We start from the raw sequence: 26,868 nt of genomic DNA on the forward strand, positions 1-26,868 counted from the left end.
CTGTTCAGGAGCCATCAGAGCTCCAATATCCACGCTTTGAGCGACCTTCGGGTCGCTTTTTTTGTGCCTGTGATTTGAGGCTACTGAGAGTTAAGGCTGGTGGTTAAAATCGCGAGCAGCGCTAAGCACATCTCTATATATAGAAGGAAAAGCATCCAGCAATATTTGTCGATGAGCGACTAAGGTCTCTGCCGTCTCAGCCAGCGGGCCCATCCGAGGGGTTCGGGCTGACATTCGTTTTAAAGCAAAGGGCAGGGTGTTGATATCTTGGTAAGAAGGGATCCAGCCTTCGCGCCACATTTTATCTGAGAGAAAAAGATACCTTTCCGGTAGCGGATTGGGTTCTTGCTGAGTCGCGGTGCGGCAGTCTGTCTCGGCGCGGGCGACAAACTCATCGAAACGGACGTCATTGAAGGCATCCCAATGATGGACGAGCGCATGATCCCAGAACATATCGAGAGCAATCGCACTGAATCGGTAAAGGTGTTTGGGAAAGAGCGCGCGGCAGGGCTTGATGGCCTCATGGCTGTCGATGTAGCGGTCCACAAACCGGTGAAGATAGATGGCGTTCGTGGTTTCTGGCAGAAATTTACCGTCGGGTTTTCCGCGAACAAAATCTGCCATCAGGTTTCCCATCAACTGGCTGTTGCAGTGCTTGGCTATATGTAAATGTGCCAGATAATTCACGCGCCCTTTGGACCTTTCCTTGAAACGGAAAACTTAGCCTATCTCAAGTGGCACGTGTTTGTCGCTATCAGACCAGTTCTTCCTCTTCTTCCATCGGCTCTGTTTCTTCCTGGATTTCCAGAAGATTGATGGCGATGGCGACGAAGTCGCTGTCGGTGATAATACCGACCAGTTTGTCGTCCTCAACGACAGGCAAGCAGCCAATCTTACGTTTCTGCATATATAGTGCAGCCTCTTTGAGCCCGGCACACGGTGACACCGTATATAAAGAACGCTTGAGGAATCGCGACAAAGGCGCTTGCATGGGGTCGTTATCACCAACAGCTTTTTCCAAACTGGAGGTTTGGGCAGCGAGGACATCACGCTGTGTGACCAGTCCTTCCAATTTTCCGGAAGCACTGACGATAGGAACGTGGCGAATACGGCGGGAATCCATCAGGCACTTTGCGTCAGATATCTTATCCTTAGAAGAGAGTGTGATGGGGTCGGAACTCATCATGTCATTAACGGTAAACATTCTGCCTCCAGAAATACCTATAATTAGTAAGGCTATATCTCGAATGTAGCTAAAAAGGCAGAGACTTTAGGTGACGACATTCAAACTTCCATTCGGAAGATTTGAATGACACCAAGGTTGTTTCAAGCAGTAGCAACGCACCGAGGCGCAGTGGCGCTGAACAACACCTTTTTGTTTTTAGGGGCGATGATAATGCGCATGAAACTCGCAATACTTTCCTTACTTTTTTCGTCATTTTTGGGGCAGGCCGCAGAGCCGTCTCCCAATGTTGTTGGCGGGACAGATGCTTCCATCAGTGACGCACCTTGGCAGGCTTTCCTCAGAATCGGTAACGCCTTTTGTGGCGGGGTGGTGATCTCTTCGCGCTGGATTCTAACCGCGGCACACTGCCTTGATACTGCTGACGACGATGATCCTTTTTCATTGGCGTCCGCAAATTCAGTTTCCGTCTACACGGGAACAGCGGAAATCAACGGGGCAAACTTTTCGTCTTTTCAATCTTCCGTTGAGTCTATCTATGCCAACAGCAGCTACGACAAAGACACACTACAAAATGATATAGCGTTGATTAAGTTATCTACCGATGTCCACCCTAACTCTTCAACGGTGGTGTTACCGAATGACACGGTACAAGCGGCTGTCGATGCAACGGGAAACCTCAACAACAATGATATGCAGCTAACTGGCTGGGGCTATACGGACACCGGACGAAGCCAAACAACCACAACACTGCAAAAAGCGACACTCTCCGCACTGACAGATGCCAGTTGTGCTTCTGCGTGGGGAACAACGCTGACTGATGTGTCTGATTACCAATCTAAGTACTTCTGTGCTCAAGCAAGCGGCGTTGGTGCTTGTAATGGAGACTCAGGCGGCCCACTGATTTGGTTCGATCCATCCCGCGCTGGCGATGCAGATGGCGGCGCAACCCTGATAGGTTTGGTGAGTTTCGGTGTAGCTTCACAGTGTGCGTCCCCGACGGTTCCAGACGTTTTTACCCAGGTTGCTACTTACACCAGTTGGATTTCCAACTGCCAGAGTGGGAGTTGTGCGAGCCGGTCTTCGACAGCTACTCAGAGCTCTGGTGGGGGAGGGAGTGTTCCAATGCTTTTTATAATAAGTATGGCTCTTTGTTTCTCTAGGCGAGCAAAGTCAATATAGGACCATTTTGACTCTTCTTTGAGAATACTAATGCCAATGTATTAACTGTTAGCCGAAATCTTCAAACCAATACGTTATTGTATAACCTGTGTTTATATTTATCTTTAAGTGAATAGGATGAAATTAAAGCAGGGATTCGCAGTTTTTGCCTTGGCGGCGTTGTCTAATTTTGTTTACGCATCTGATGAAAACGTAAGGCAGCCGCTCATAGTAGGTGGTACCAATGCCAATATTAGTGCGCTACCTTGGCAGGTCTATATTGATATTCCCTCAAGTGGATGCGGGGGAGTTATTATCTCCAATGAATATGTATTGACCGCTGCGCATTGTGTGCAAGGTGTTTCGGCTTCTGCTCTTTCTGTATTTGCGGGCTTCACTGATTTAAGCTCCCCTGGAAGCGCCATTCCGGTCGCGAGTGTTCAATTACACCCAGACTACAATAATGTCATCTTTACTGCTGATATTGCCATTCTGAAACTTGCGGGCTCGCTTCCCTCTAACGCAAAACCTATCCCTCTTTTGGTACCTGAGACCCAAAGTGAGATGGATACCGAGTTCCAAGTGCCAAAGGTTGATAACCTTGTCTCTTCGGGGTGGGGAGCAACGAGGACAAATGGCGGCGCAAACCAATTCCTTAAAATGGTGGCATTAACAGGTGTCCCAGATAGCAGTTGTTCGTGGACAAGGTTTAGTAACGGGACTGTGTCGCAAGAGTTATCGGCTGCGTATGTCTGCGCAAACAATACAACCACAGAAGGTATTTGCTCTGGAGATTCTGGCGGTCCGCTTGTTTGGCAAAACCCTAATAATGCAGCAGATGCGGACCGTGGATATCGACTCGCAGGGCTTGTTAGTTTCTCAAGCAGAGATGATGGCTGTGCAAGCCCAAATGCAGAAGATGGTTTTACCCAGGTGAGTACCTATTTTTCTTGGATTGATGCCAATATGGACGGAGGCTACAGCGCACCAAGTGTTAGCTTCGCTGAAGATATCTTTGCGCTCGCCACTGCTGAAAACAATTCTGGAGGGGGAGGGGGTGGAGTAAATCCTCTTCTACTTTGCTTAGTGTTTCTATTTCGTATTTTAAAAAAAAGATAGTGTAATTATTATTTGAAAAAGCCAACCTATTCAGGTTGGTTTTTTTGTTTATTTAATAAGACAATTCTTGTTATTGAAATAAAGCATTATATTCAACTTGTTTTTTAAGGTCTTGTCTTATCAATAATAAACTAATGTTAAGATCACAGAGAGAGCAGGTGAAACTAACTAGTGTTTGTTTTATACAGGAAAATGAACGAACTTATACATGTTGGTTAGAAATAAAGGCATAAGTATTCAATTGGATTCATTATGCCATGCTCGATGTATAAGGATGTAGTTATGAGCGATATTGAGAATAAAAACGAAGCCTCCCTGAATGCCGAAAGTCAAGAAAAGCCTTCCCCCGAAGTCCTCGCTGCTGTTGAGGAAATGCGAACGAAAATCCGCGAATCATTTGGCAAGATTGCAATGACCATGATGATGTTGCCTCGCTACCGTCACCAAACCATTGCAGATCTCCAGCACCTAGTATTAGACCCTCTCGTTCAAAACCGTATCGCACTTGCTTACCCCGGTGAGAAAAAAGAAGACGAACTGCAGGACTTGGTCGGCATGGCAGTTTGGGCCAGTGTGTCTGAAGAGGTCGATGCCAAAATCCGTGACCAAATTAAGGGTGGTACTTACCCCATTCGCTTAAAACCTGAAGACTGGAACAGCGGAGAGATTAACTGGCTATTCGATGTTATCGCGCCTAACAAGGATGCTACAGCGAAGGTGATCCGCAATTTTAAGCAAGTTGTGAAAGAAGGGGATCTGAAAATTCATCCATTAGTGGCAAAATTGGTTGAACCGTCTGTACTTGAAGGTATGGGCGCAATGCCAACCAAGAGAAAAGAGAAGGAATTACATTAATGGCTGTCACCCTTAATATGCCCGCTCACTCGCTTAATAATACAACACCTTCATTTTTTCCTAGGTTCCTAGAACACGACGAGGCGAAGTTGAAGGCGTTTGGCAAAGAAGCATCGAGAGAAGCCCGCGCAATTTATCATACCGCGCAACAGTTAGGGGGAGAAAAAACGAATTCCAAGCTGACACGTATTGACGCACATATCAATGCTTTTGCAAAAGAGATTCCTGAGAGTAAATTACCTCAGAAGGTCATTTCCAGAGAGGGGGCTCCCCCCTATGATTTCACCCCACATAATTTCGCTGATTTCCCCTCAGCGATTATCAGTGAGCGATTTGCGGCGTGTTTGATGGAACTGGAGCCTGAAAAACATCAACTTTCTCCTTTGGTTGTTGTAGACGAAAAAGGAGATGTGGTGGGCCAGGCTTACTTTTGGTGGCCTATGGTGATATTGGATGCGATTGACTTAAACTCGACACGGATCGTTTTCACAAAAAAAGACGATATTGCGAATTCTCCCTGTCGGTTGAGACCAGGCGATGGAAATGCCGTCAAAAAAGATGTGATTAAGGGCCATCTGGCATGGGCTGATGCAAGGTTTCGTTCAAATATATTCATTTCAGATGCATTTCTTGAAATACTTTCCAGCAGACAAATTGATGATTTTTCGACAAGGTTTACTTTAAAAGAAGTATAGCTCTCTCACCAAGCTTTTAATACATTTCATTGGAGTTACATCTTTAAATAGGTGAGAACTCCTACGTTCAAAATTGATGTTTTCAGGAATTAAAAAATGACTGATGAAGAGATAAAAAAACTCCTTGAATTTAACAAGAGTACTATTCATAGTTCAAAGCTTCCCAAGCACAGCATGATCATGACTGGGCAAAAAGAGATTAGTGCTGAGGAATATTTCACTCTTTCTGGTGAAAAAACTACTGGAAGGGATTTCGTCGTTCAACTGCATCACCTATTACCAAATGAAGTATTTAAGAAGCATTATGATAGTTTCTATGAATACATCGTGTCGGAGGATGTCGATTCGGCCTATCGATATGATCATGCCGACTTTCGTATAAACGGCGCAGCATTAGCGTCACAATATAAAGACTCTCTTCTTGTTCAAGCGGCAGCACACTCAGGACAGCATGATCAATATAATCAATATATGGATGATTTGGTCAGTGAAATAAAGGATAAAGGTATACGTTTTGAGAGCGAATATATTGACTTTATGGAGAGAGAAATTCGCGATGAAAATAATGGAATTATTACTTTTGAACAAGCGGAAGAAATTGAGAGAAATGGCGAAAAATTAAAAATAGAATATTGGGCGAAAGCACAATTAGGTATTAATAAATTTGCATATATGGCGCTCCAAGATGGAGGAGTTATTGAAGGTGATAGTACCAAGTCATTGTTGCTCTTAAGGAAGGATGATCCTCGATTAGAGGGGGAATCAATTTCAAGTTACTATGAAAGTATTAAATCTCAATGGGATATAGAGACTATTGACGGTAATGCAGACTTTACTATAGGAGATAATGGAAGCTACGATTTGAATTTTGATAATGCGCTACTTTCTTTTCAAGCTGGCGTTAATAAAAAAGAGCTTCCCAATGATAAGCTGTTTTTTAATGACGCTATTGACTCTGATGGTAGTTCTTATGGATATAAAGCCAGGCCAGAGGATAGTGACTTTATTTCATCACCAGATGAAGATTACCGGATTAAGTATCAAGCTGATATTATGGCATTGAACACTTTCCGGTCAATTATATCTGATCCTGATGAATTACACCTAAGAATACAAGAAGCTAAAAAAAATGGTGATTTTTTGAAGCTTTCTGATAGTTATCTAGAGTCATTAAAAAAACTTGATATACCAAGTGGAAAGCCTTTACCCAATAACATTGCTGATCTTACTAATAGGCTAAGAACAGATGGTGTAGTAAAGGATGGTTTGGAGAATAGTAAAAATAATACTAATATTGTCATTTCTGAAACATCAAAAATTGTATTAAATTACGGTGATGAAGCAACTCTAAAACATACTGCGGATGTAAACAAATCATTTGGATTTACTAACCACCTTGATTTATCCAAAGGTGGCACGCTGGGCTCTATGGCTTTTGATGCTTATCTTATTTATTTCCAGTACCAATTACTCAAGGAAGATGGAGTAGAGTTCGAAGATTTCGTTGAAGAAAATAGTGCCAAGTTGAGTGCCGATTTCGGTTATATGATGTTGACTTCAGCGGTAACAGGTATAGCACTGGCTGGTATCGGTGCTATATCTGGACCAGTAGGTTGGGCATCATTTGCAGTATTAGGTACTTCTGAAATATATGTGGGATTGAAAGATTATCTCAGGACTTATATTGAAGTCCATAGAGATGAAACAGATAGTTGGGGATTAGCAGCGCATCAAAGTATTTTGAGCTTTTTGGATGCGATAGAAGTTTATGTGCCGCTAGAGAGTATTGCCTCAGAGGTGGTTGGATTTACCCAAAGCATTCCAACGAAATTATTTGGGATTGAAGCACCTGGTGCCGTATTGACAGGCGGGCAAGCTGCTGAAATTGTTGCAACTGAAGAGATGGGTACCATCTGGGGCTGGGGATATGATGCGGCAAAGATTACAGGTAATGAGCAAAACAACTTACTTCTTCATAGCGGATATGGCGAAATAAAAGGCGCAGGTGGTGATGATATTATTTTAGGCTGGATGCCTGAAAAACGGTTACAAGGTGAATATATTGGTGGCGATCCAATCAGAGGCTACCTAGAAGAGGATACCCGTGCAGTAGCGCAGCAAGATCTTATACAAAAGCTAGATGGTGGTAAAGGAAACGATATTATATTTTCCTTTTTTGGCGAAGAAGATAGTGTCCAAATTATTGGTGGAGAAGGTAAAGACTGGATTTTCAGTACTACTACTGGTGCGAAAATATATGGCGATACTATAGATGGTCTTGACAGTAATGGTAATGAGATATCCGGAGAAGCGCATTCAGATGTTTTTTGGTACTGGCCTAATACCCATATTATGGATGCAGATAAATATGACCATTTAAAGTTTTTTGGTCTTCCGTTAGTTGGGGGGACAAATGATATTCCTGCGCTCTATGGTGGTTTCTCTGTCGCAAATAGCTTGTTGGGAGGAGCAACAGCATTAGCTACATATACTAGCCCTATATATTTTGATAATTTTCTCCCTTTTATCACCTATACATATGATGGTGAAAATCTATATGTAACAAACCTCCTTCAGTTATTCAGTGACGCCATTGATGAAGATATTCCCAATACTCATAATGGCCACTCTAATGAGGGTAGCCTTGTCATACAAGACTACCAATCACCAGGAGCTGCTGTATTTTCTAGCGCATTTTTTGATGAGTCTGGCGGTATTCGTGATGAAGCTATTGGCGATATGGGAATGATCTTTAAAAATGCCAACCCATATTTCTCTCTTGTTAGCATGATTGCACCAGGAATTTTGGGCGGATTAGCTTCTATAAAATCAGTTGAAGACAAGCTTCTTGGAGTCCTCGCTGCTTCACTTCAGCTACTTGAAAGCACTAAGTGGTCTCAAGATGACTCTGGAGAGAGTGGGGGATCCAGTGAGGGAAATAACTCTGAAAATGAAGAGAATGAAGTTTACTATTTAGATGATTTCATTAATCCAATTGTTTTAGATTTGGATGGTGATGGACTAGAGACAAGTAAAATTAATGATGTTGATATTTATTTTGACATAGATTCAGATCTTTTTTCTGAAAGGGTTGCGTGGATTGATCCAGATGATGGAATCATTGTTACTGATGTAAATAATGATGGATTGATTCAAGATGCAGATGAAATAATTGGCTCAGCGGCAAGATCTGGATTCGAACAGCTTTCTAATCATGATGACGATCAAAATGGACTGATAGATATAAGAGATAGTGTTTACGCAGAACTTCGCATATGGAGAGATATCAATCAAGATGGAAAATCTAATACTACAGAACTCTATACTCTTGAATCCTTAGGTGTTGTATCTATTAACCTCAATCCTTCTTATATAAATAAGTCAACGCCTCAAGGTAATGACATTGTTTCTGTAACTGAAGTTATTTTTGTTGATGGGTTGTCGTCAAACGCCTTTGAGGTTTCTTTAGCTGTAAACGATTCTGACACTGAGTATTCAGTCACCACACAAGCACCGCTTTGGGCAACTCAGTCTATTGATGTTAAGGGCTTTGGAAATGTCACGAATCTTGCTATTGCAGCACAAAATGATTTCGAACTTTCGCAATTAATTGCTTCTCAAAGCGCTAATATTACTTCTCCTTCATTATCAGGTTTGCTTGATGAATCTGCAGATATATTGAGTCATTGGGGACAAACGCTGAATACCTCTAAAGAGCTGGTTGCGGTGCTGGTTGACAAAAGTGGCACGCAGCTTCTCGACCGAGCTGTTTATACAGAGGATGAATTGGGGGGGTATTGGTATCTTGAAAGCGGTGGGTCAGTTCTAAATGAATCAGGTCAAGCGATTGAAAGAGCCTCACTTCAAGATGTTCTGTCACAACATACTGGATCTGATAAGTCGTGGAGTGTTGAGTTATCTTGGTCACCAGTTTCACGTAGCAATGTTCTTTCTTATCGGGATGAAGCGCCTTATCTGACATCGATTGTAAATGATCACTTGGTTGTGGATGATTTTGCTTATAAAAACGAGCATGGCCACTGGGTATTAGCAAGCGGTCGTCCAATCATTGATGACAACGGTCAAGTGATTGTATCACCGAGCACTGATGATATTTTGGCTCTTCCCAAAGAAGAAGGACAGTCTTGGAACCTTGAATCGATTGGCGTGAACCCACTTGCAGGTGTGTCTGTAGAAAATATCGGTGTTTATGTTATCGATGGTATTGCTGTTGATTACACGGTTCAAGTCAATGATGAAGACGGCTCTTTCTTCGTATGGTCTCGTCACCTTGATAGGGCGTTAGAGCTTCAGTTTTATCACAGAGACAGCAATGGGTTTAACCTCCGAAATTATGAGATTGATTTTGACTCGATTGATGAGGTCAATTCATCTTTAGATAGTTCTTATCGCGTTGAGCTTCTGTCTCCTGGCCAATTCCAATTTGCGACATCTTTGTTGGGTGTTGATTTTCAAACCGAAATGTTGAACGCCCATATTAGTTCTTCCGGCATTTTAAACTATTCCATTAATGATGTTGACGATGGTAGTGGGAGTTTGTCTAAAACTGAGTATCAAAGTGCTATTTCACCGATGTTAGACACGCTTGCTCAGTTGATGGATACCTATATGAAGGTGGGTAGTGCATTGGCCGTTCGTCTAGCGGCTCAAGGAGGGCTAAAAGAATACTTTGAAGGTGTTGAATTTATAGCTGAAGAAGATGTGTTTAAGCCTACTTCAGATTATCTGTTGACGCCTATGTTTGAAGCTATTTTTGAAAAAGCGCCTCAACATTACGAGTTTGGCTCTCCAGAACACAAAGAAGAAGTTTACGAATACCTCCAAGGGTGGAACGAGATTCTTTGGCAGGTGTATTCGGATTTCGAACATACTGACGGGAGTGTTGAAATCGACCAGCGTACGGTCACACAAATGGTGTTACCAGTATATGAGGCAGTTCCATTAGGCGTTGAATTATCAACTGTTTTAAATGCTCTACAGGTTGATGAAACACAGATTGCAACGCTCTCTGAAAGTGAAAACGAACTTATTGGGACTAGTGGTTCTGATTTCATCATTCTTTCTGGTGATGGAACCAGCTTCAAAGGTGGTGCCGGCAGGGATGTGTATTTTGTTGGAGAAACCTTTAACGACATCGTTATCGAAGATATCGATTTTGGTGAGGCTGATGAACTTCGCTTTACCGAGCTAACATCCAGTCAAGTATCCGTATCCCGTGATGGGCAAGATCTGATCATAGAATCTCTTGTCTCAGATAGTCGTCTTACCGTCCGAAACCATTTTCTTGGTGAACTGAATCCGTCCTTTGGCCGAAGAACACAAGATACTGAAATGACCGCCATTGTATTTGCAAATGGTGTGGTATGGGATTCATTTTCCATTGCCTACCGTACTGCGGATCCACAAGATACTGATGATGTCATTGTTGGTTCTGGCGCGCTTGACGTCCTCATCGGTGGAAAAGGCAATGACGTATTGCGAGGTGGTACGGGGGGCGATATATACCTTTTTGAACGCGGCCATGGCCAAGATGTCATCGCTGAAGATAATTCAAAAGGAATGAACCCATTCAAGGCGGGCTTAGATTTTATTCAGTTCAAAGGTGATATCTCTGAGAGAGATTTGCATCTCGAGCGATTTGGTGAAAGTACTGACTTACATATCACTTTAAAGGACAGTGAAGGTAACCTGACTTCTGATTCCATTGTTATCAAAGGCCAATTTGATGGCGCAAGATTAAATCTGGATGAATTTGCTAAGTCTTATGGTTCTGTGGCGGGCATCGATGAGTTTGCGAGTTTCGATTTTGATTTTGTCAGCTCCACATCGATAGAGCGGATTCTGTTTGAAAATGGCTCTTCAATAGATTTCGCAAAGTTAGCTCGAGAAGTGGTGGCTAATGCAGTATCGGATGGTGAAGATGCTATCTATGGGTTTGATATTGATGACCGTTTAACCGGTGGAAAAGGTAATGATCTGCTCATTGGGCGGGCTGGTGCAGATACCTATATTTATAATGAAGGCGATGATCTTGAAGAAGTTAAGGATGGCGATTTAAGCATCAAGCTTTTTGGGGGAGGTAAAGGCGATCAGCTTCGTTTTAGTGACCACACTTGGGCTGATATAGACTTTTTGCGTGAGGGCTACTCTGACACGCTAACGCTGTCGATAGCCGGCTCCGACAGTACACAAGGCGTTGTACTCTCCGAGTTTACTAAATATCAGGCTTTCCAAGGCCATATTAATCTTATTGAATCAATTCGGTTCTCTGATGGCACGGAATGGGACTATCTCAAGCTTCTTCAGCACTATGTTGAACTTCAACAAACATCCAGCGATGACCACATTGTCGGCTTTGATTTTTCACAAACACTTAGAGGCGGTGAAGGGAACGACAGACTAGAGGGATTAGAGGGCAACGATACCTACATATTCGAGAAAGGCGATGGGCAGGATGTTGTCTTTGATGTTTCCGGAAGTGCTGATAAAGCCATATTTAGTGAGCTTTCTTTCAATGATGACATTGTTGTGTCGCGTACAGCCCTTGATCTTATCTTCAGTGTTGAAGAAACAGGTCAATCAATCACCTTCAAAAATCAATATGTAAGAAGTGACAAGCAAGCTTTTGCTGTTGAAATATTTGAATTCAAAGATGTTTCTATAGACTTTAGTGAACTTAACCCTAATGCTATCGACCGAATTGGAACGTCTGGGTCTGAAATACTTGAAGGTAGTGATTTTGGAGAGCGTATCGATGGTAAAGCAGGTGACGATACGTTAATAGGGGCGAGTGGGGGCGATACCTATGTGTTTGATGTTCACTACGGCAACGATGTTATCGTCGATACGCAAGTACGTTCTTGGTGGCGTGGACGTGAAGGCAAAGAGCTAGAGCAAGATGACAAGGTCTTGTTTGGTCCAACAATTACCCGGGATATCGTTTCTTTTAGCAAAGACGGTGATGACCTTGTCATTACACTCTCTGGCTTTGATGACTCCCTGAGAATCCGCAATCAATTCCGCGATACCGTTGATGGAATCGAGCAATTCCTTTTTGCTGATGGCACATCAATGTCTATTGCTAATGTGGAAGAACATCTACAAATAGTAGGAGGAAACCGTGGTGACAATACCATTACAGGGACTCTCGACGGTCCAAACGTACTGGATGGTCGACAGGGTGATGATACGCTAATCGGTGGCTCCGATTCTGATATCTATGCCTTTGGTATTGGTTATGATTTGGACGAGGTTATTGAATCTGAATCACCTTTCGATGGTAGTGTTGACCGCATTGTATTTGGCAAGGGGATTACATTTGATTCCTTGATTGTCCGTCGCAACGAAAACGATCTTTTAATCGATCTGGGCGATGGTGAGAGTGTACTCACCATTAAAGAGGGGTTAAGTACCCGACAGGTAGAGCTGTTTGAATTTGCAGATGGAACATCTGCGACACTGGAAGACATACGTATCAGTATGCTCTCAGGAAGCGATGGCCATGACAATATTATCGGCTTTGATGATCGAGATGATGTATTAAGCGGTGGAGCTGGTTCCGATGCATTAGAAGGCGGTAAGGGGAATGATAGCTATCACTATGGCTATGGTGCGGGTCATGACTCTATTTTTGACTCGGGTGGTGTTGACCAAGTCGTATTCTCACCGGGCATTAGACGCCAAGATGTGAGCTTTAGTGCCGTTGAAGGGAATCTACTGATAACCCTTAAAGAAACCAGTGAAACATTGGTTGTATTGTCTGGAGCAGAATATGGTGGTCAACATGGCGTTGAATCATTCTTATTTGAAGATGAAGATACCCTTAGCTTGGATGAAGTGCTGTTTAGGATTTTTAGAGAGGAAAACTGGGCTACTTCCAATCGAGTTGACTTTGATGGACAAACGCTTCCTTATGAAATTTCTCCAGGGCGAGGTAACGATTGGTCTTATTTTTCGGCAGCTACCGAATACGCTTTTCAAGCCGGCGATGGCATTGATACCGTCGCTTTTATTAGATACAGCAATAAATCTAATGTCGTAACATTTAGTGACCTTAACTCTACAGAGGTCGTCGTCCGCTATGCCTATTTAAACGATGAGCAGTTCTCGTCTTCCAACCTAGTTTTTGAGTTCCCACGTACTGGAGACAGATTAACGATCGAAAATATCGGCAGCGGCACAGTCTTAAAATTTGCTGATGGCGTTGAATGGACAAGACAAGAAGCGCTTGCGCAGCTAATGGTGAATCAAGCGAGTGACAGCGATGACTATATCACTGGCAGTAGGTTTGATGACCTTATTCAAGGTGGTAAGGGTGATGATGATATAAGTGGTGGTCGCGGCAATGATGTGTATCGTTATAGTCGGGGTGACGGCCATGACATCATCAGAGATACAGGTGGCATCAATACATTAGAGCTATTTGGCTTTTTACCTGATGAGGTTGAAGTATCCCAACCAACTTTGGATAGAACTGATATTAAGCTGAGCTTTATATCACAAGAGGGAAGCCTAACTCTTCAGTACGATAGTGATGAAGACGGTATTGATAAAGTTGTATTCAGTGATGGAACGGTTTGGGATAAAGACTTTTTACTTAAAAGTGTCATCGGGAAAGGAACGAAATATAATGATGAACTTTTAGGTAGCTCAAATGATGATGTTATTATTGGTTTTGAAGGTGATGACTATTTAGACGGTAAGCAAGGAAATGATCTTTATATAATTAGATATGGAGATGGTCATGACACTATATATGAAAACCAACCTTACTCTGAGAGTGATGTTATTCGATTTGTGGATGCCTCACCAGAAAATATAGCGCTGAGTACTGATGGGAATCACATTTACTTTGATTTTTCATTTGGTGGAAGTCTTACCGTCAAGAACCAACTAAAAACATATGACCGGTATCACATAGAGAAATTTGAATTTTCTAATGGTGTTGAGTGGGATAGAGAGGATTTACTTTCTAATTTAAGAACGCATCAATTAGAGAGTGGGGTTGTTACAGGATCCTCATGGGACGATACTTACTCATACTCTTTAGGAGATAAAGGTTATTCTATTTACGATCATAGCTACTACTCGAGTAGCAATGATACTCTGATCTTTGAAGATTTATTATCTGGTGACATTGAAATACGACGGTATGGTGATGACGCTGTTCTTATTGCTCCAAATGATGAAGAAATTAGGATAGTTAATGCATTTATAATTAATGACCAATATCATATTGAAAATTTAGTTTTTTCTGATGGTCAAGTGTGGGATTTCCAAGCATTTCTTGTTGAAATGCAAAACTTAAGCAAAAGTAGTAGTCTCGTCCTTTCTTCTCCATTGGGAAATACCCATGAGCACTCTTCTAGTGATGGTAGCTACACTGTCTTAGATTACTCACTGTACTCAGGGATATCATCAACATACGATGATAGATTGATTTTCAAAGATCTTGTTAAGTCTCAAATAACCATTTCTAGTGTCGGTGATCACTTTATCTATAAAACTGATAATGGGCATGAGCTAAAAATATATAATGCATTTAATTCAGATGACTATGGATTTGAATATTTGGAATTCTCTGATGGTGAAACACTTTCAGGTAAAGAGATATTACAGAAATACTATTCTGATTCAAAGGAAAATAATGGGGTTGTAGTCGGAACTAAGTATAGTGACTCAATAGATATTCTTAGGAAGGATGGTCATGTAAAAATTATTGATAAGTCTTTTAATTCAAATTCATTATATAATGATTCAATTAAATTCTTTGATATTTCTTCTGCTGAAGTGAATTTATATCGTAAAGGCTTTTCTCTATTTATTGATGCTGGGAATGGCTCTTTAGTTGAAGTCGATAATCATTATAAGGGAACTGACTTTAGAATTGAAGAGATAAACTTTAGTGACGGTGTTTCCTGGAGTTTACAAGATATAAATAGATTTGCTTCCAATAAAATTTCCAATAGTGAAATTTATGTTGGCTTAGGATATTACATTGGCAATACTTATAACTATTCAACTGATCTAGATGAAATTCTAATAATAGATAAATCTAACCCATATTCTGCTTATACTGACAGAGTTATATTTTCTGATGTTTCATCTAATGATATATATTATATTAGGCGAGAAAATGATTTAATCATCAGCTCAGCTGATGATGATTTTGTCACTATACTCGACTTCTTTACACATGGAGACCATCGAATTGAAGAGTTTCACTTCAGTGATGGGGTAGTTATTAGTGATGACCATGTGATATCTAATTATATCATTGATGATGAATCAGTCTATATTGGTAGTTCAGATGTAGATGAATATCATCATACTTATGGAACTGGTTCTATTGTTATAGAAGACTATGATGTATCTGCTAACCATCAAGATGTACTCTACCTACATGGTGTTAATCCTTTAGATGTAATGTTACTACGTTCAAGTGGTTCGCTAGTTATATTTCTTTCTGATGAAGAGCATGTTGTCATTTCTGACTACTTCTCAAGTGATAGATATAAAATAGAATCTATAAAGTTTGATAATAATGACGTTTGGACCAGAGAAGATATTTTCAATACCTATGTTAATACAGCGCAAGAGCTGGGTTATGTCAATGGTAGTCATGTGGGTGAAACGTATATCATAGATGGTGATTTTACCTCACTAGAGATTAAGGATTATGATTATGATCAGAGTGAAAACGACCATCTAATATTCTCTGACTCACTTCTCTCTGACTTTAAGTTCTCAAGAGTAGAGGATGATTTAATACTTACATCTCCTACGAGTGAGGTTACGATTCATCGGTATTTCTATTCAAATAGCTATCGAGTTGAAGGTATAGAATTTTCTGATGGATTAGTTATTGATGAAAGTGAGATATGGAAAAAATATGTTACTGATTCCCTTGAAACGGGTTTGATTAGAGGAACTTCGAATTCAGAAGACTATATAATATCAGATCTTAGACACGATGTGGTAATCAAAGATTATAATAGTAGATATGATTATAAAGAATATATGGATAAGGTGGTTTTTTCTGATAATCTTGAAGACGATTTTACTTTAATAAGAATAGAAAATGATTTAGCTTTCATGAAGGCGAATGGTGGCAAAATTATCATAGATGATTTTTTTTACTCTGGTCGTTATGCCATCGAATTAGTCGAGTTTTCAGACAGCGCGCTGTGGACATATACGGATATAATTGAACGTTATATTAGTGATGCATCTGATGCTGGTTATGTTGAAGGTACGCATGAAAATGATATTTACACCTTCTCTGTCGGCCAGGGAAATCTTGATATTTTTGATTACTCCAATTCCTTGGGGTCACGTAACGACCAGTTAGTTTTTACTGACTTAGGCTTGAGTCAGGTGACATTTATAAAAGAAGGCGAGAACTTATTAATTTCTACAAGTACGAACGAGAAAGTCAGAATTCAAGACTATTTTTTAGGTGATAAATATTTGGTAGAAAGAATTGAGTTTACAGGTGGTGACTCTCTAAGTTATGAGGATATCTCTGCACTAGTCAATACTGAACGAACATCTTCCGATGTTACAGGTACTTCAACTGATGGTGATGACTATATTGAAGGCTCTTCAGGTGATGATATATTAGAAGGTGGTCTAGGAAGAGATACCCTGATTGGTAACGATGGTAATGATACCTATGTATTCACTAAGGGTGATGGCCATGACATTATTCGTGATAGTGATGGCTCAAATGACACCATTGAGGTGTCTGGGTATAGCTTATCCGACCTTAAGCTTACTAAAGTGAGTCGCGGTACAAACGACCTATTACTTTCTTTTTCTGATAACAATGATAGCATCAAGATTATTAATGGAGTAAATTCAAACTTTAATTCTTGGTACATCGATCGGATCGAGTTTATAAACTTTATTGACACAGGTGAATCTGTTCGTATATCAGATATTTTCGGTGAGGTTATTTTAACATCCGTAAGTGAATTTAATGATGAAATAAGAGGGAATAGGTTTGGCAATACTTTAACTGGTGGTTTGGGTAGCGATCGCTTAATCGGTGGCGAAGGGGATGATATATACCTTTATCACAAAGGTGACGGTGACGACACCATCATAGACTCAGGAAGAAATGATACTGCTGATACTATCCAGTTTGTGGATTATTTGTCTTCAGATATTGCTTACATCGCTGCGTCTGGAGAGGAAGGAAGAGACGCGATTATACGTTTTTCAGAAGGCAGCGATCGCGTAACACTCCACAATGCATTTAACCGAGATGACTCTTCTTGGTCAGTTCAAAACCTTGGAATAGAAAAACTTATTTTTTCTGATGGAGTAGAGTGGGATCGCTCTAAGCTTACGGAGAAAGTTATACAATACAGCGCCACAGATGATAACGACTCAATTTATGGATACTTTGGCGCAGATATTCTACAGGGTGGTACCGGCGATGATCTGTTAGATGGTCGAGACGGCGGAGACTCTTATATTGTTTCCCGCTACGATGGTAGTGATAGTATCAATGACAGTGGCACTAATGCTGGTGATATCGATAAACTTAAATTTATAGATATTATCTCTAGTGAGGTATCAGTATCTCGCCTGTTTAAGGGAAGTGAAACGGTTGTTTTCTCTTATATTGGTAGTAATGAGACAACAACTGTTACTAATGCTATCTCGGCTTCTGGAGAGGGTGTCGAATATTATGAGTTCAATGACGGTGTTATCTGGTCAAAAGAAAAACTCAAGTCGCTACTAAATAATAATACTCCCGTTGCTGATGATGATGGTTATTTCACAGTGACGACTGAAACCCCTCTGTTTATAAAAGCTGAAGAGTTACTTAAGAATGATTACGACCCAGATGGTGAAAAACTATCTATTGTTAGTGTACAGAGTGAAGGTAACGGGGTAGCAGAGATAAATGCTGACGGAGATGTTGTTTTCTACTCTATTGGAACTTTCACTGGAGCAACCCAATTCCAATATACGATTTCTGATGGACAAAATGGATTCTCAACTGCCTCTGTCAATGTTCGGGTGAGACCGTTTGCCTATGCGAACGATGATACTGGAATATCTGTTGAAGAGGATTCTGAGGTAGTCATTGATGCACTGCAATTATTGGCTAACGATGCTGATGGTGACCGTATGATCATCGGTGAAGTATTTAATGCAGTGAATGGCTCTGTCACTCTTTCTAGTGCAGGACAGGTATTGTTTACACCCGACGCTGATTTTGTTGGGAAAGCTTATTTCGATTATGCGGCAAACACGCCGGAAGGAGGTCGTGCGGAAGCAACCGTCACAATAGATGTACTACCAGTAAATGATGCGCCAATCGCGTTCAATGATTTCCTCGCATCTGTTAATGAGGGGGACGTTTTCCTGGTTGATGTAGCAGACCTTATTAGTAACGACCGTGACATTGATGGAGACGAAGTGACTCTAGTCGGTGTCACTAGCAGTGACAATGCCGATGTTTCAATCATTGATACCAATACCATTGAAGTTCGCCTCTCACCAGATTTCTTTGGTTATGGAGATTTCCAATATTCAATTGGAGATGGCAGTGGACTTACAGCATCAGCGACTGTGAAATTTGGTGTTAAACCAGTCAATGATGCTCCTGTTACTCAGGCGGATGATATCTCCACGCTAGAAGATTCACCAATACTGGTACTGGTTGATGCTTTACTTATCAACGATAGCGACGCTGATGGAGATTCACTTTCTATTTCTTCCGTATTCGGTGCCGAGAATGGAACGGTTTCTCTAAGAGATAATGGTACAGTTCTATTCACGCCAGATGAGAATTTCTCAGGTACTGCACAGTTCCAGTACAAGGCAGATGATGGACACGGTGGAACAGCGTTTGGGTATGTCAATGTTGCTGTCGAAGCAACGGATGACAACCCTGAGGCTCAAGATGACACTTACGCTGATTATTCCGTGTTGACGAGTAGTGAAAATCAATTCATTGAAGTTTCAGTATCTACATTGCTAGCAAACGACTTTGATGTCGACGGAGATTCTTTCGAGTTTGTTGATATTTTTGCTGCAGAAAATGGTGTTGTTGAGTGGGTAGATGCTGAAACAATCCGTTTTACTCCCGATCCAGATTACTTCGGCGAAGCTTCGTTTTATTACAATGTAAAAGACAATACAGGGGCGGTGGATGATGCCCAGGTATTGATGATGTTTGTGAATACTGACGATGTTGCTCCATTTGCACTAAAAGACTCAGTTGATGTTTATGAGGACACGCCAACCTTTATAGCTTTCAATGACCTGCTAGCAAACGACTACGATGTAGATGGCGATCAACTGCAAATTATCGACTGGTTTGTACTTCATTCCAATGTTGCACCCGAAGGCGTTGTTAGCATGTTGGCTGAAGGTTTTCTGTTCACCCCAGATGCCAACGTGACTGAAACATTTGGCTTTTATTATGTCGTGTCGGACGGCACTGGTAACACAAGCAACGCTTATATCGATCTCAATATAATCCCTGTTAATGATGAGCCAGTTGTAGTTGGGGATGATTTGGGTGAATACCACCTCGAAGCGCCAGTTGTTTTCCGAATCAGTGACTTACTTTCCAATGATGAAGATGTCGATGGCGACATACTTACTTTCGTCAGTGCCGAAGATCCTGATATTGGGTATTTCGAGCGCTACGACGAAGATTTCCTGATTTTCTATCCGAGTACCTCAACCAATAGTGCTGTGCAGTTTAAGTATCATGTGGCCGATCCGTCAGGGCTGCAGGATGAGGGTTACTCTGAATTTTCTCTGGTATCTGGTGAATATGATGGTCGGTTGAATGGAACAATTGAGCGCGATCTACTGATTGGCTCAGAGCAAAGCGATGTTATTGATGGGCTTGCAGGACGCGACGATATTTATGGTGAAGCCGGTGATGACACGATTAATGGTGGTGATGGTTCCGATTATATCGACGGTGGCAGTGGTTTTGATACGGTTACGCTTGTTGGGTCTAACGTTGGTGTTCGCGTTGATTTAAATCTTGGACTTGGTCAGGGTGGATGGGCGCAAGGAGACCGCTACTACAATATTGAATCAGTGGAAGGGTCTGACTATAGCGACCAACTTTACGGTGATATTGCCGATAATACATTACGCGGAAATGCTGGACATGACCTGTTGGCTGGAGAGCAAGGAGATGACTGGCTCTATGGCGACAAAGGCGATGATACTTTGCGCGGTGGTTCTGGCGCCGATTACTTGGATGGCGGCGATGGGATGGATACTGCGGACTACAGCAATGCAGAGCTTGCCCTAAACCTGGATCTGTCCTCAGACTCCTACATCGATAGCGGCGCTGCTGAAGGTGACCGACTTTCTAATATTGAAGGTGTCATAGGCACAGACTTTAATGATGTGATTCGTGGCAATACTGAAAGTAATCACCTTTCGGGAGGTCGTGGTAATGATCTTCTAAATGGCGGAGAAGGTGACGACACTTTGAGTGGTGGTCGCGGTGCTGATGCACTTGTTGGTGGGCTTGGCATTGATACGGCGGACTACTCCACTTCCTTTGAACGCATCGTTATTGATTTGAATAATGATACTCAGACTGGCGGGGATGCTGAAGGCGATAGTCTTGTAGGGATCGAAGTCATTCAGGGGTCTTATCATGATGACATTATTACGGGTGACGACGCCGACAACATATTCCGTGGTGGTCAAGGTGCTGATGAATTGCATGGTGGTATAGGCTTTGATACAGCTGACTACTCCGAATCAAATGAAGGGGTCCATGTCAATCTACTATCTGGGCTAGGCTTACATGGCGATGCTCAGGGTGACATGTTAACAGGCATAGAATCTATTGTTGGTTCAGCATTCAATGATGTTCTTGAGGGAGGTGAAGGCGAGGACACTCTGGAAGGTGGCTTTGGAGATGATGTTCTAAGCGGCGGCTTGGGCAGTGACGTCTATCATTTTACTCAGTTCATTGGCCTTGATCGTATCGAAGAAGGCGAAGATATCGGTGCTATCGATGAAGTGAGGTTTGATGCCTCTTTACTTCCAAAAGATATTTCTCTGATTCAGCAGGGAAGCGACTTGATCATTGAGGTGGAAAAATCCACGGATGTGGTGCTCCACGCCATTACTGTTGCTGATTTTTTCCTTTCTGCATCGACAGGTATTGAAGTCATCAGTTTTGCGTCAGGGATGTCGTGGGATAGAGACGATATCCAAAGCATGCTGCGGGACGGCTCTTTCTCTGCAAATGATGATACCTACCTCCTTGCTAACGAAGATGAGGCTACAACATTTACTCTGGATTGGTTGACGAATAATGACGAGTTCGCTGAAGGTGAGGTCATTACCTTGGTCAATGCTGTTGCCGTCAGCGGTGGCGATGTCAACATGATTGACGGTGCTATCGAGTTTACTGGAACCCAGAACTACCATGGAGATGCCTATTTCCGCTATACCATTCAAGATCAGTTTGGTCGCGAGTCCAGTGCACAGGTTGAAGTGAATCTTGCTCCTGTAAACGATGCGCCTATTGCTAACGATGATGGCGTGTTTGTTGGCGTTGAAGATAACGTGTTAGTGATACCTTTTGCAGATTTGTTGGGTAACGACACGGATATTGATGGGGACCAATTGACCATCAGTGATGCTTACTTCTCCGGGATATCGCAGTCAATGCTGGGAGGCGGGGTGTTCATCAGAGATGGTGAAGTTCACATTAAGCCTTCAATCGACCACTATGGCTATGCGGAATTTACCTATGAGGTAAGCGACAGTTTGGGCGGTGCAAACACAGCAAAAGTAGAACTGTTTTATGAATCTGTGAATGATGCGCCCAAGAGCCTAGAAAGCAATGTTGCTTATCGAAAAGCTAGACTTGATAAGACAAATGTTTACATTGCCAGTGACTTTCTCCACAGCGTTCATGACCCAGAAGGCGATGATTACTATTTTGACGGATTAACAGGTACAGCAGAAAACGGCATTGTTGAGCTTATTGATACAGGTCTGCCAGTTGAAATTGATGGTGTCGTCTATGAAGAGCCTATTGTTACCTTTGTCGCTAATTCCTTAGGTGATGCAACGTTCCAATATCTCGTTACGGACGAGCATGGGGCAACCAACACCATCACGGTTAGTGTTGACGTTAAGCCTCTCAATAGTAATCCGATTGCCAATATTGATAATTTCGAAATTGTTGAAGATGAAGTTTTGCTGATAGAAGCTCCAACACTTCTTGAAAATGATCTTGATGCTGATGACGACAGTTTGCTTATCACTGGCGTGACCGAATTTGCGGACAATGGCAAGGTCACTATTCTCGATACGGGGATTATCCAATTTACTCCTACCTCGAACTTTAATGGACAAGCTGGTTTTTCTTACATGGTTTCGGATGGCCGGGGTGGCGTTAGCCAAGCATACGTAAATGTGCTTGTGAAGCCACAAAATGATGCGCCTGTCATAGTCAATGATCTTGTTGTAAGGCAAGAAGACGAGCAGTCACCGATCACTATTCTCTTCGGCGAAATTTTTGGCAACGACTCGGACCGTCAAGGGGATGTTATTTTCTTAAATGACGTCGTTTTGCTTGGTGAAGCAGTTGGTTTAGTAAGAGATGGCTCTTCTGGCAATTTCAATCTACAACGTTTAGATGATGCAATTGGTTACTCTGTTGATGCGAAGCTTGCATCTGGTGCGGTGTTACCTGAATGGGTTGGTTATGATGAGAGTACGGGGACTTTTTCTATCCATTCTGACCTTGCCAATGACAACGAGCCTAAAACTATTCATTTAAACATTGAATTGAAAACCAGTGGTATTGAGTCGGTGTTTGAGGCAAGAGACAACACTTACACCATCGAACTGGATATCTCTCCACTGAGCGATGAAGCTCAGATAAATAGCTTAGTGACGGAGCATTTGGGCTTTTTGGAAGATTTGGTTTCCAATATGCCTTCGTCTAGTGATGGAGTATTTCTCTCATCTTTCATTACGCCTTTAGACGGCATCACGGCTTCATTACCAAATGGTGAAAGTTTGCCGGAATGGCTGTCGTTTGATCCTGCCACTTTAACTTTTACGGGCGTTCCTCCTAGCCATCTTATTGGTACTGTTCCAGTTCGCTTGCAGATTCCATCTTCCAGCACTCAACCGGCATATAGCGTGTTGGGGCAAGTCGTGGTTGATAGTATTGATATCGAGGAATTACCCAGTGTTTCAATTAAATGGGATACAGAATCATTAACTGTAGATGTTCCAGAACACTACTTCGGCGATATCGTTTTGGCTTATACGGCTGAAGACGAGAAAGGAGCAGTTTCTACCCAGGACGCGTTGATTGTATTGAATATCCAACCGGAGCGTGATCTTCCAATCGCAGAAACTGATTTCTTGCGGGCAAAAGAAAACATGCCGTTGGAGATATCGGTGATGTCGTTGTTGGAAAATGATAGGGATTTGGATGGAGATTCAATCCACATTACCGATATAAATCTCCCAGAGGTTGATAGAATTTCCATTGTACCTACAGTACCCCCATTGGTAATAAATGACAGCGGCGTGATAGTTGAGCGCTCGTTTTCGGCCAAACTGGATGATGACAATGAGCTGCCAGACTGGATGACACTGAATGAAATTACAGGTGAAATCACGGCTTACCCTCCATTTAAATTGGAAACTAGCGTCTACTCCATTATCTGGAAAATTGCCGACGGCACGGAAGTATCGGAGTACAGAGCAAACGTCGAAATTAGCGGTGAGACGCTTACTTCAGGGAGCGAAGTGAATGGCGATGTAGGCGTTGTACTTGGTGCTTTGTCACTTTTACCAAGTACTTCAATAGTTCCTGGAAGTTCTGTTACGGCTTCGTTTGAGAGTGGCGAAGCATTACCTGAATGGCTTTCTGTGGATGCAGCAACTGGGGAGGTTTCTGGTCTAGTTCCGTTGGAATATTACCTAAAAGACTCAATTGTTTGGTTCATTGATAATGGAGAAACAATCGAGAGTCATACCGAAGTTGTGACTATCAATGGTAATGAAAAAGCTGTTATTACGTATACCCCTCCTGTAGATGCAACGGGTTACTTCAACATCAATTATACATTAACAGATGCTGTGGATGGCGATGCTACTGGTGTGGCTGTTATTGATGTGCTCCCACAGCAAGTGGCGCCGATTGCATATAGCGATGAGTTTAAGGGCCAAGAAGATCAGCCGATTCTTATCAGTGTTTCCGAGCTTTTGGCCAATGATGAAGATTACGATGATGATCTGTTCGTTTTAACTGAATTCACTCAACCCGAACATGGTGTAGTTAGTTTGACCGATGGAACACTAACTTACACTCCGAATACTAATCATCATGGTGATGATAGTTTCACATACACCATTGCAGACAACCTCCATGGTGAAGCGACAGCGATGGTCTATATCGATCTTGAAGAAGTCAATTTAGCCCCAGAAGCAAATAGAGATAGCTTTGTTGGCGTTGAAGATGAGCCACTCGTCATTGATATTGCTACTTTGCTTGCTAATGATGTAGACCCGAATCCAGAAGACACATTGGATGTGGTGGCTGTTTATCAAGATGATAAGAATGGCCAAGGCTTCATATTGTCCGAGCAAGGAAAAATTCAACTGGTACCAAATCAGGATGTTACTGGTACTGTTGAGTTTCGCTACACCCTCAGTGACGGCAGGCGCACAGACTTTGGTTATATTGACGTAGAGTTTGTCGCGAAGAATGACGCTCCCCATGTCGAGGATGATTATTTCGTTATTTCTCGAGATACGACGCTGCAAATTACGACTGCCGATCTCATTGATAACGACTTCGACGTCGAAGGGGATACCATTACTCTGGTCAATGCATTCGACGGAGACAATGGTAATGTTTCTGTCGACAATGGGATCATTACTTTCACACCTAATGCACATTACTTTGGCAATGCTGGATTCACATATCAAGTCACGGATGGACAGGAGGTAACAACGGGTTATGTGTCAGTTGATGTTCTCCCTTCTGAGACGACCATAACGCTAAAGGCTCCTCTATCTGATCGCTATGCGGTAGAAGAAAAAGCGTTCAATGTTCAACTTCAGCGAGATTTGTTTGTTAGTACTCAAGGTGCAATGCTTACATTTGATCTCAGTCGTGTTGATGGAGAGTCGTTGCCTGATTGGTTGTTGTTCAATGAACAAGATTTAAGTTTATCGGGAACACCTCCAACGGACTTTGCGGGCGAATTTCTTCTCCGATTGCATGCGTCAGATGGCGTGACGACAGTGGCCGATGATTTTGTTTTCTCAGTTGTTTCTGTCAATGATGCCCCAACATTGACCGCACCACTAAGCGATGTATTTGAAAACGCAGACGGTACTGTAATGTCTGCAGGAGAGGCTTTCTCTTTCAATGTGGAAATAGACAAATTCTCAGATATTGATGGCGATGTATTGTCATATTCGCTCCAATTGGCTTCAGGAGCACCTTTACCTAGTTGGATGGAGTTTGATGGTCAAACACTGAGTGGCTATTCGCCAGCAAATGTTCCTGAGTCGATTGCTTTGGAGTTATTTGCAACAGATGGTATCGATATAGTCTCTGACCAATTCACTATTAACTTTGTCCCTCAAAATGCGATATGGGGTACGTTGGAAGATGACTCAATATCTGGCACTACAGACGATGATATCATTTATGGCCTAGACGGTAATGACAGCTTATATGGGCGTAAAGGAAATGATTATCTTGATGGCGGAGCTGGTAACGATCAACTTTACGGTAATTTAGGAAGCAATGTCCTGCTCGGTGGGGAAGGTGACGACTCTCTTGAAGCTGGTTTTAGCAGTCATGATAACTATCTTGATGGGCAAGCTGGTGAAGACCGCATTATAGGCAGTGGAGGCACTGATATAATAGCGTTTGATAGAGAAGATTTCTCTGGAAGCACCACTACTCTAAGTAGCGGTAAGGTTATCAACGAAAATGTATACAATGCCGGCTCGGGCTTTGATGTTCTCTCTATCAAAGGTAGTTGGCATGTGGACTTCACTGGAGCCAATTATCAATCGGAAGCCGGTATTTCTGGAAATGTTGTTTCTGGCATTGAAGCGGTCGTAGGTGATGAGTATGACCAGAATGTCACGATCAACGCTTTTGCGATAAATGCTCAGTCTGACGATACCATTGGCGGAGATTGGCAGGGTTTTGTTGCAATTCTTGGTGGCGGTGAAGATACATTCAATCTTGAAGGTGCTGGTTGGAACTACGTTGCGGATGCAATGCCAGCGGCCGAATTTACCGCAGATATGGCTGAGACATTGGGTATCACCCTCGAACAGGTAGAGTTACTTGGGGCTTATAGCTTTAGGCATTTGAATTCAGATACATACATTACAGTTTGGACTGATGCCGAAAGAATCTCTTTCGTTGGAAGTGAAATAGAGCCACTGTCTTCTGTCGGAGGACTGAGCTCATCAGTGTCACCAGAGAGTAGCACCGATAGCAATTTGTCCGATGATTCACCATCTGATAAATATCTTGATGAGCCAACGCAGACTGACTATTCGATGCTTGAGAGCTTTGAGTACTCAGATGAAGTATTGAACCCAACGACTACTGAAGATGCAGACTCAACCGCTTATCAATCGGTAGAAAGTTCAACTGAAAGTAATGTGGAAGCAATTTCAACAGACCCGCAATACACTGAAGAAAGCCAAGATGGGGCATTGTTGGGACTAACTGAGGAAGATTTCTTATCAGAGACACAACTTGCCTCTCTAGATAATGATACTTTCACTTTTAGTTAACCTTGCTGAGACAGAGCGCCT

7 protein-coding genes are annotated in these 26,868 nt (G+C 42.2%); 5 read left to right on the forward strand and 2 right to left on the reverse strand.

Annotated features, from left to right (window positions below):
* Positions 1-90 precede the first annotated feature (90 nt).
* Together QL223_RS12970 and QL223_RS12975 are read right to left on the reverse strand one after the other, a co-directional pair.
* Positions 91-624 carry an ACP phosphodiesterase gene (locus tag QL223_RS12970; protein WP_281545000.1) on the reverse strand — a complete coding sequence of 178 codons (534 nt, stop codon included), beginning with the start codon at positions 622-624 and terminating at the stop codon, positions 91-93.
* Between the two features lie 130 nt (positions 625-754).
* The gene (locus tag QL223_RS12975) at positions 755-1,204 is read right to left on the reverse strand and encodes a CBS domain-containing protein (protein ID WP_281545001.1); all 450 of its coding nucleotides are present in this window, start codon (positions 1,202-1,204) and stop codon (positions 755-757) included.
* A 198-nt stretch (positions 1,205-1,402) separates the two neighbouring features.
* Between QL223_RS12975 and QL223_RS12980 the strand changes: the two genes are divergently transcribed.
* From QL223_RS12980 to QL223_RS13000, 5 genes are all read left to right on the forward strand, one after another.
* On the forward strand, positions 1,403-2,365 hold the full coding sequence (locus QL223_RS12980; protein WP_281545002.1) for a serine protease: 963 nt from the start codon (positions 1,403-1,405) through the stop codon (positions 2,363-2,365).
* Positions 2,366-2,482: 117 nt separating this feature from the next.
* Complete coding sequence (locus QL223_RS12985) at positions 2,483-3,463, forward strand: serine protease (RefSeq protein WP_281545003.1); 981 nt, start codon at positions 2,483-2,485, stop codon at positions 3,461-3,463.
* Between the two features lie 282 nt (positions 3,464-3,745).
* Positions 3,746-4,318: a toxin-activating lysine-acyltransferase gene (locus QL223_RS12990; protein WP_281545004.1), complete on the forward strand. Its 573-nt coding sequence runs from the start codon at positions 3,746-3,748 to the stop codon at positions 4,316-4,318.
* Entirely contained in the window at positions 4,318-5,013 is a 696-nt protein-coding gene (locus QL223_RS12995; protein ID WP_281545005.1) for a DUF1629 domain-containing protein, read from the forward strand. The genes QL223_RS12990 and QL223_RS12995 overlap by 1 nt, the downstream gene beginning before the upstream one ends.
* Positions 5,014-5,109: 96 nt before the next feature.
* Complete coding sequence (locus tag QL223_RS13000; RefSeq protein ID WP_281545006.1) at positions 5,110-26,847, forward strand: tandem-95 repeat protein; 21,738 nt, start codon at positions 5,110-5,112, stop codon at positions 26,845-26,847.
* The last annotated feature ends 21 nt before the right edge of the window (positions 26,848-26,868 follow it).

Source organism: Grimontia sp. SpTr1 (genome assembly GCF_947387585.1).
Taxonomy (GTDB): domain Bacteria; phylum Pseudomonadota; class Gammaproteobacteria; order Enterobacterales; family Vibrionaceae; genus Enterovibrio; species Enterovibrio indicus.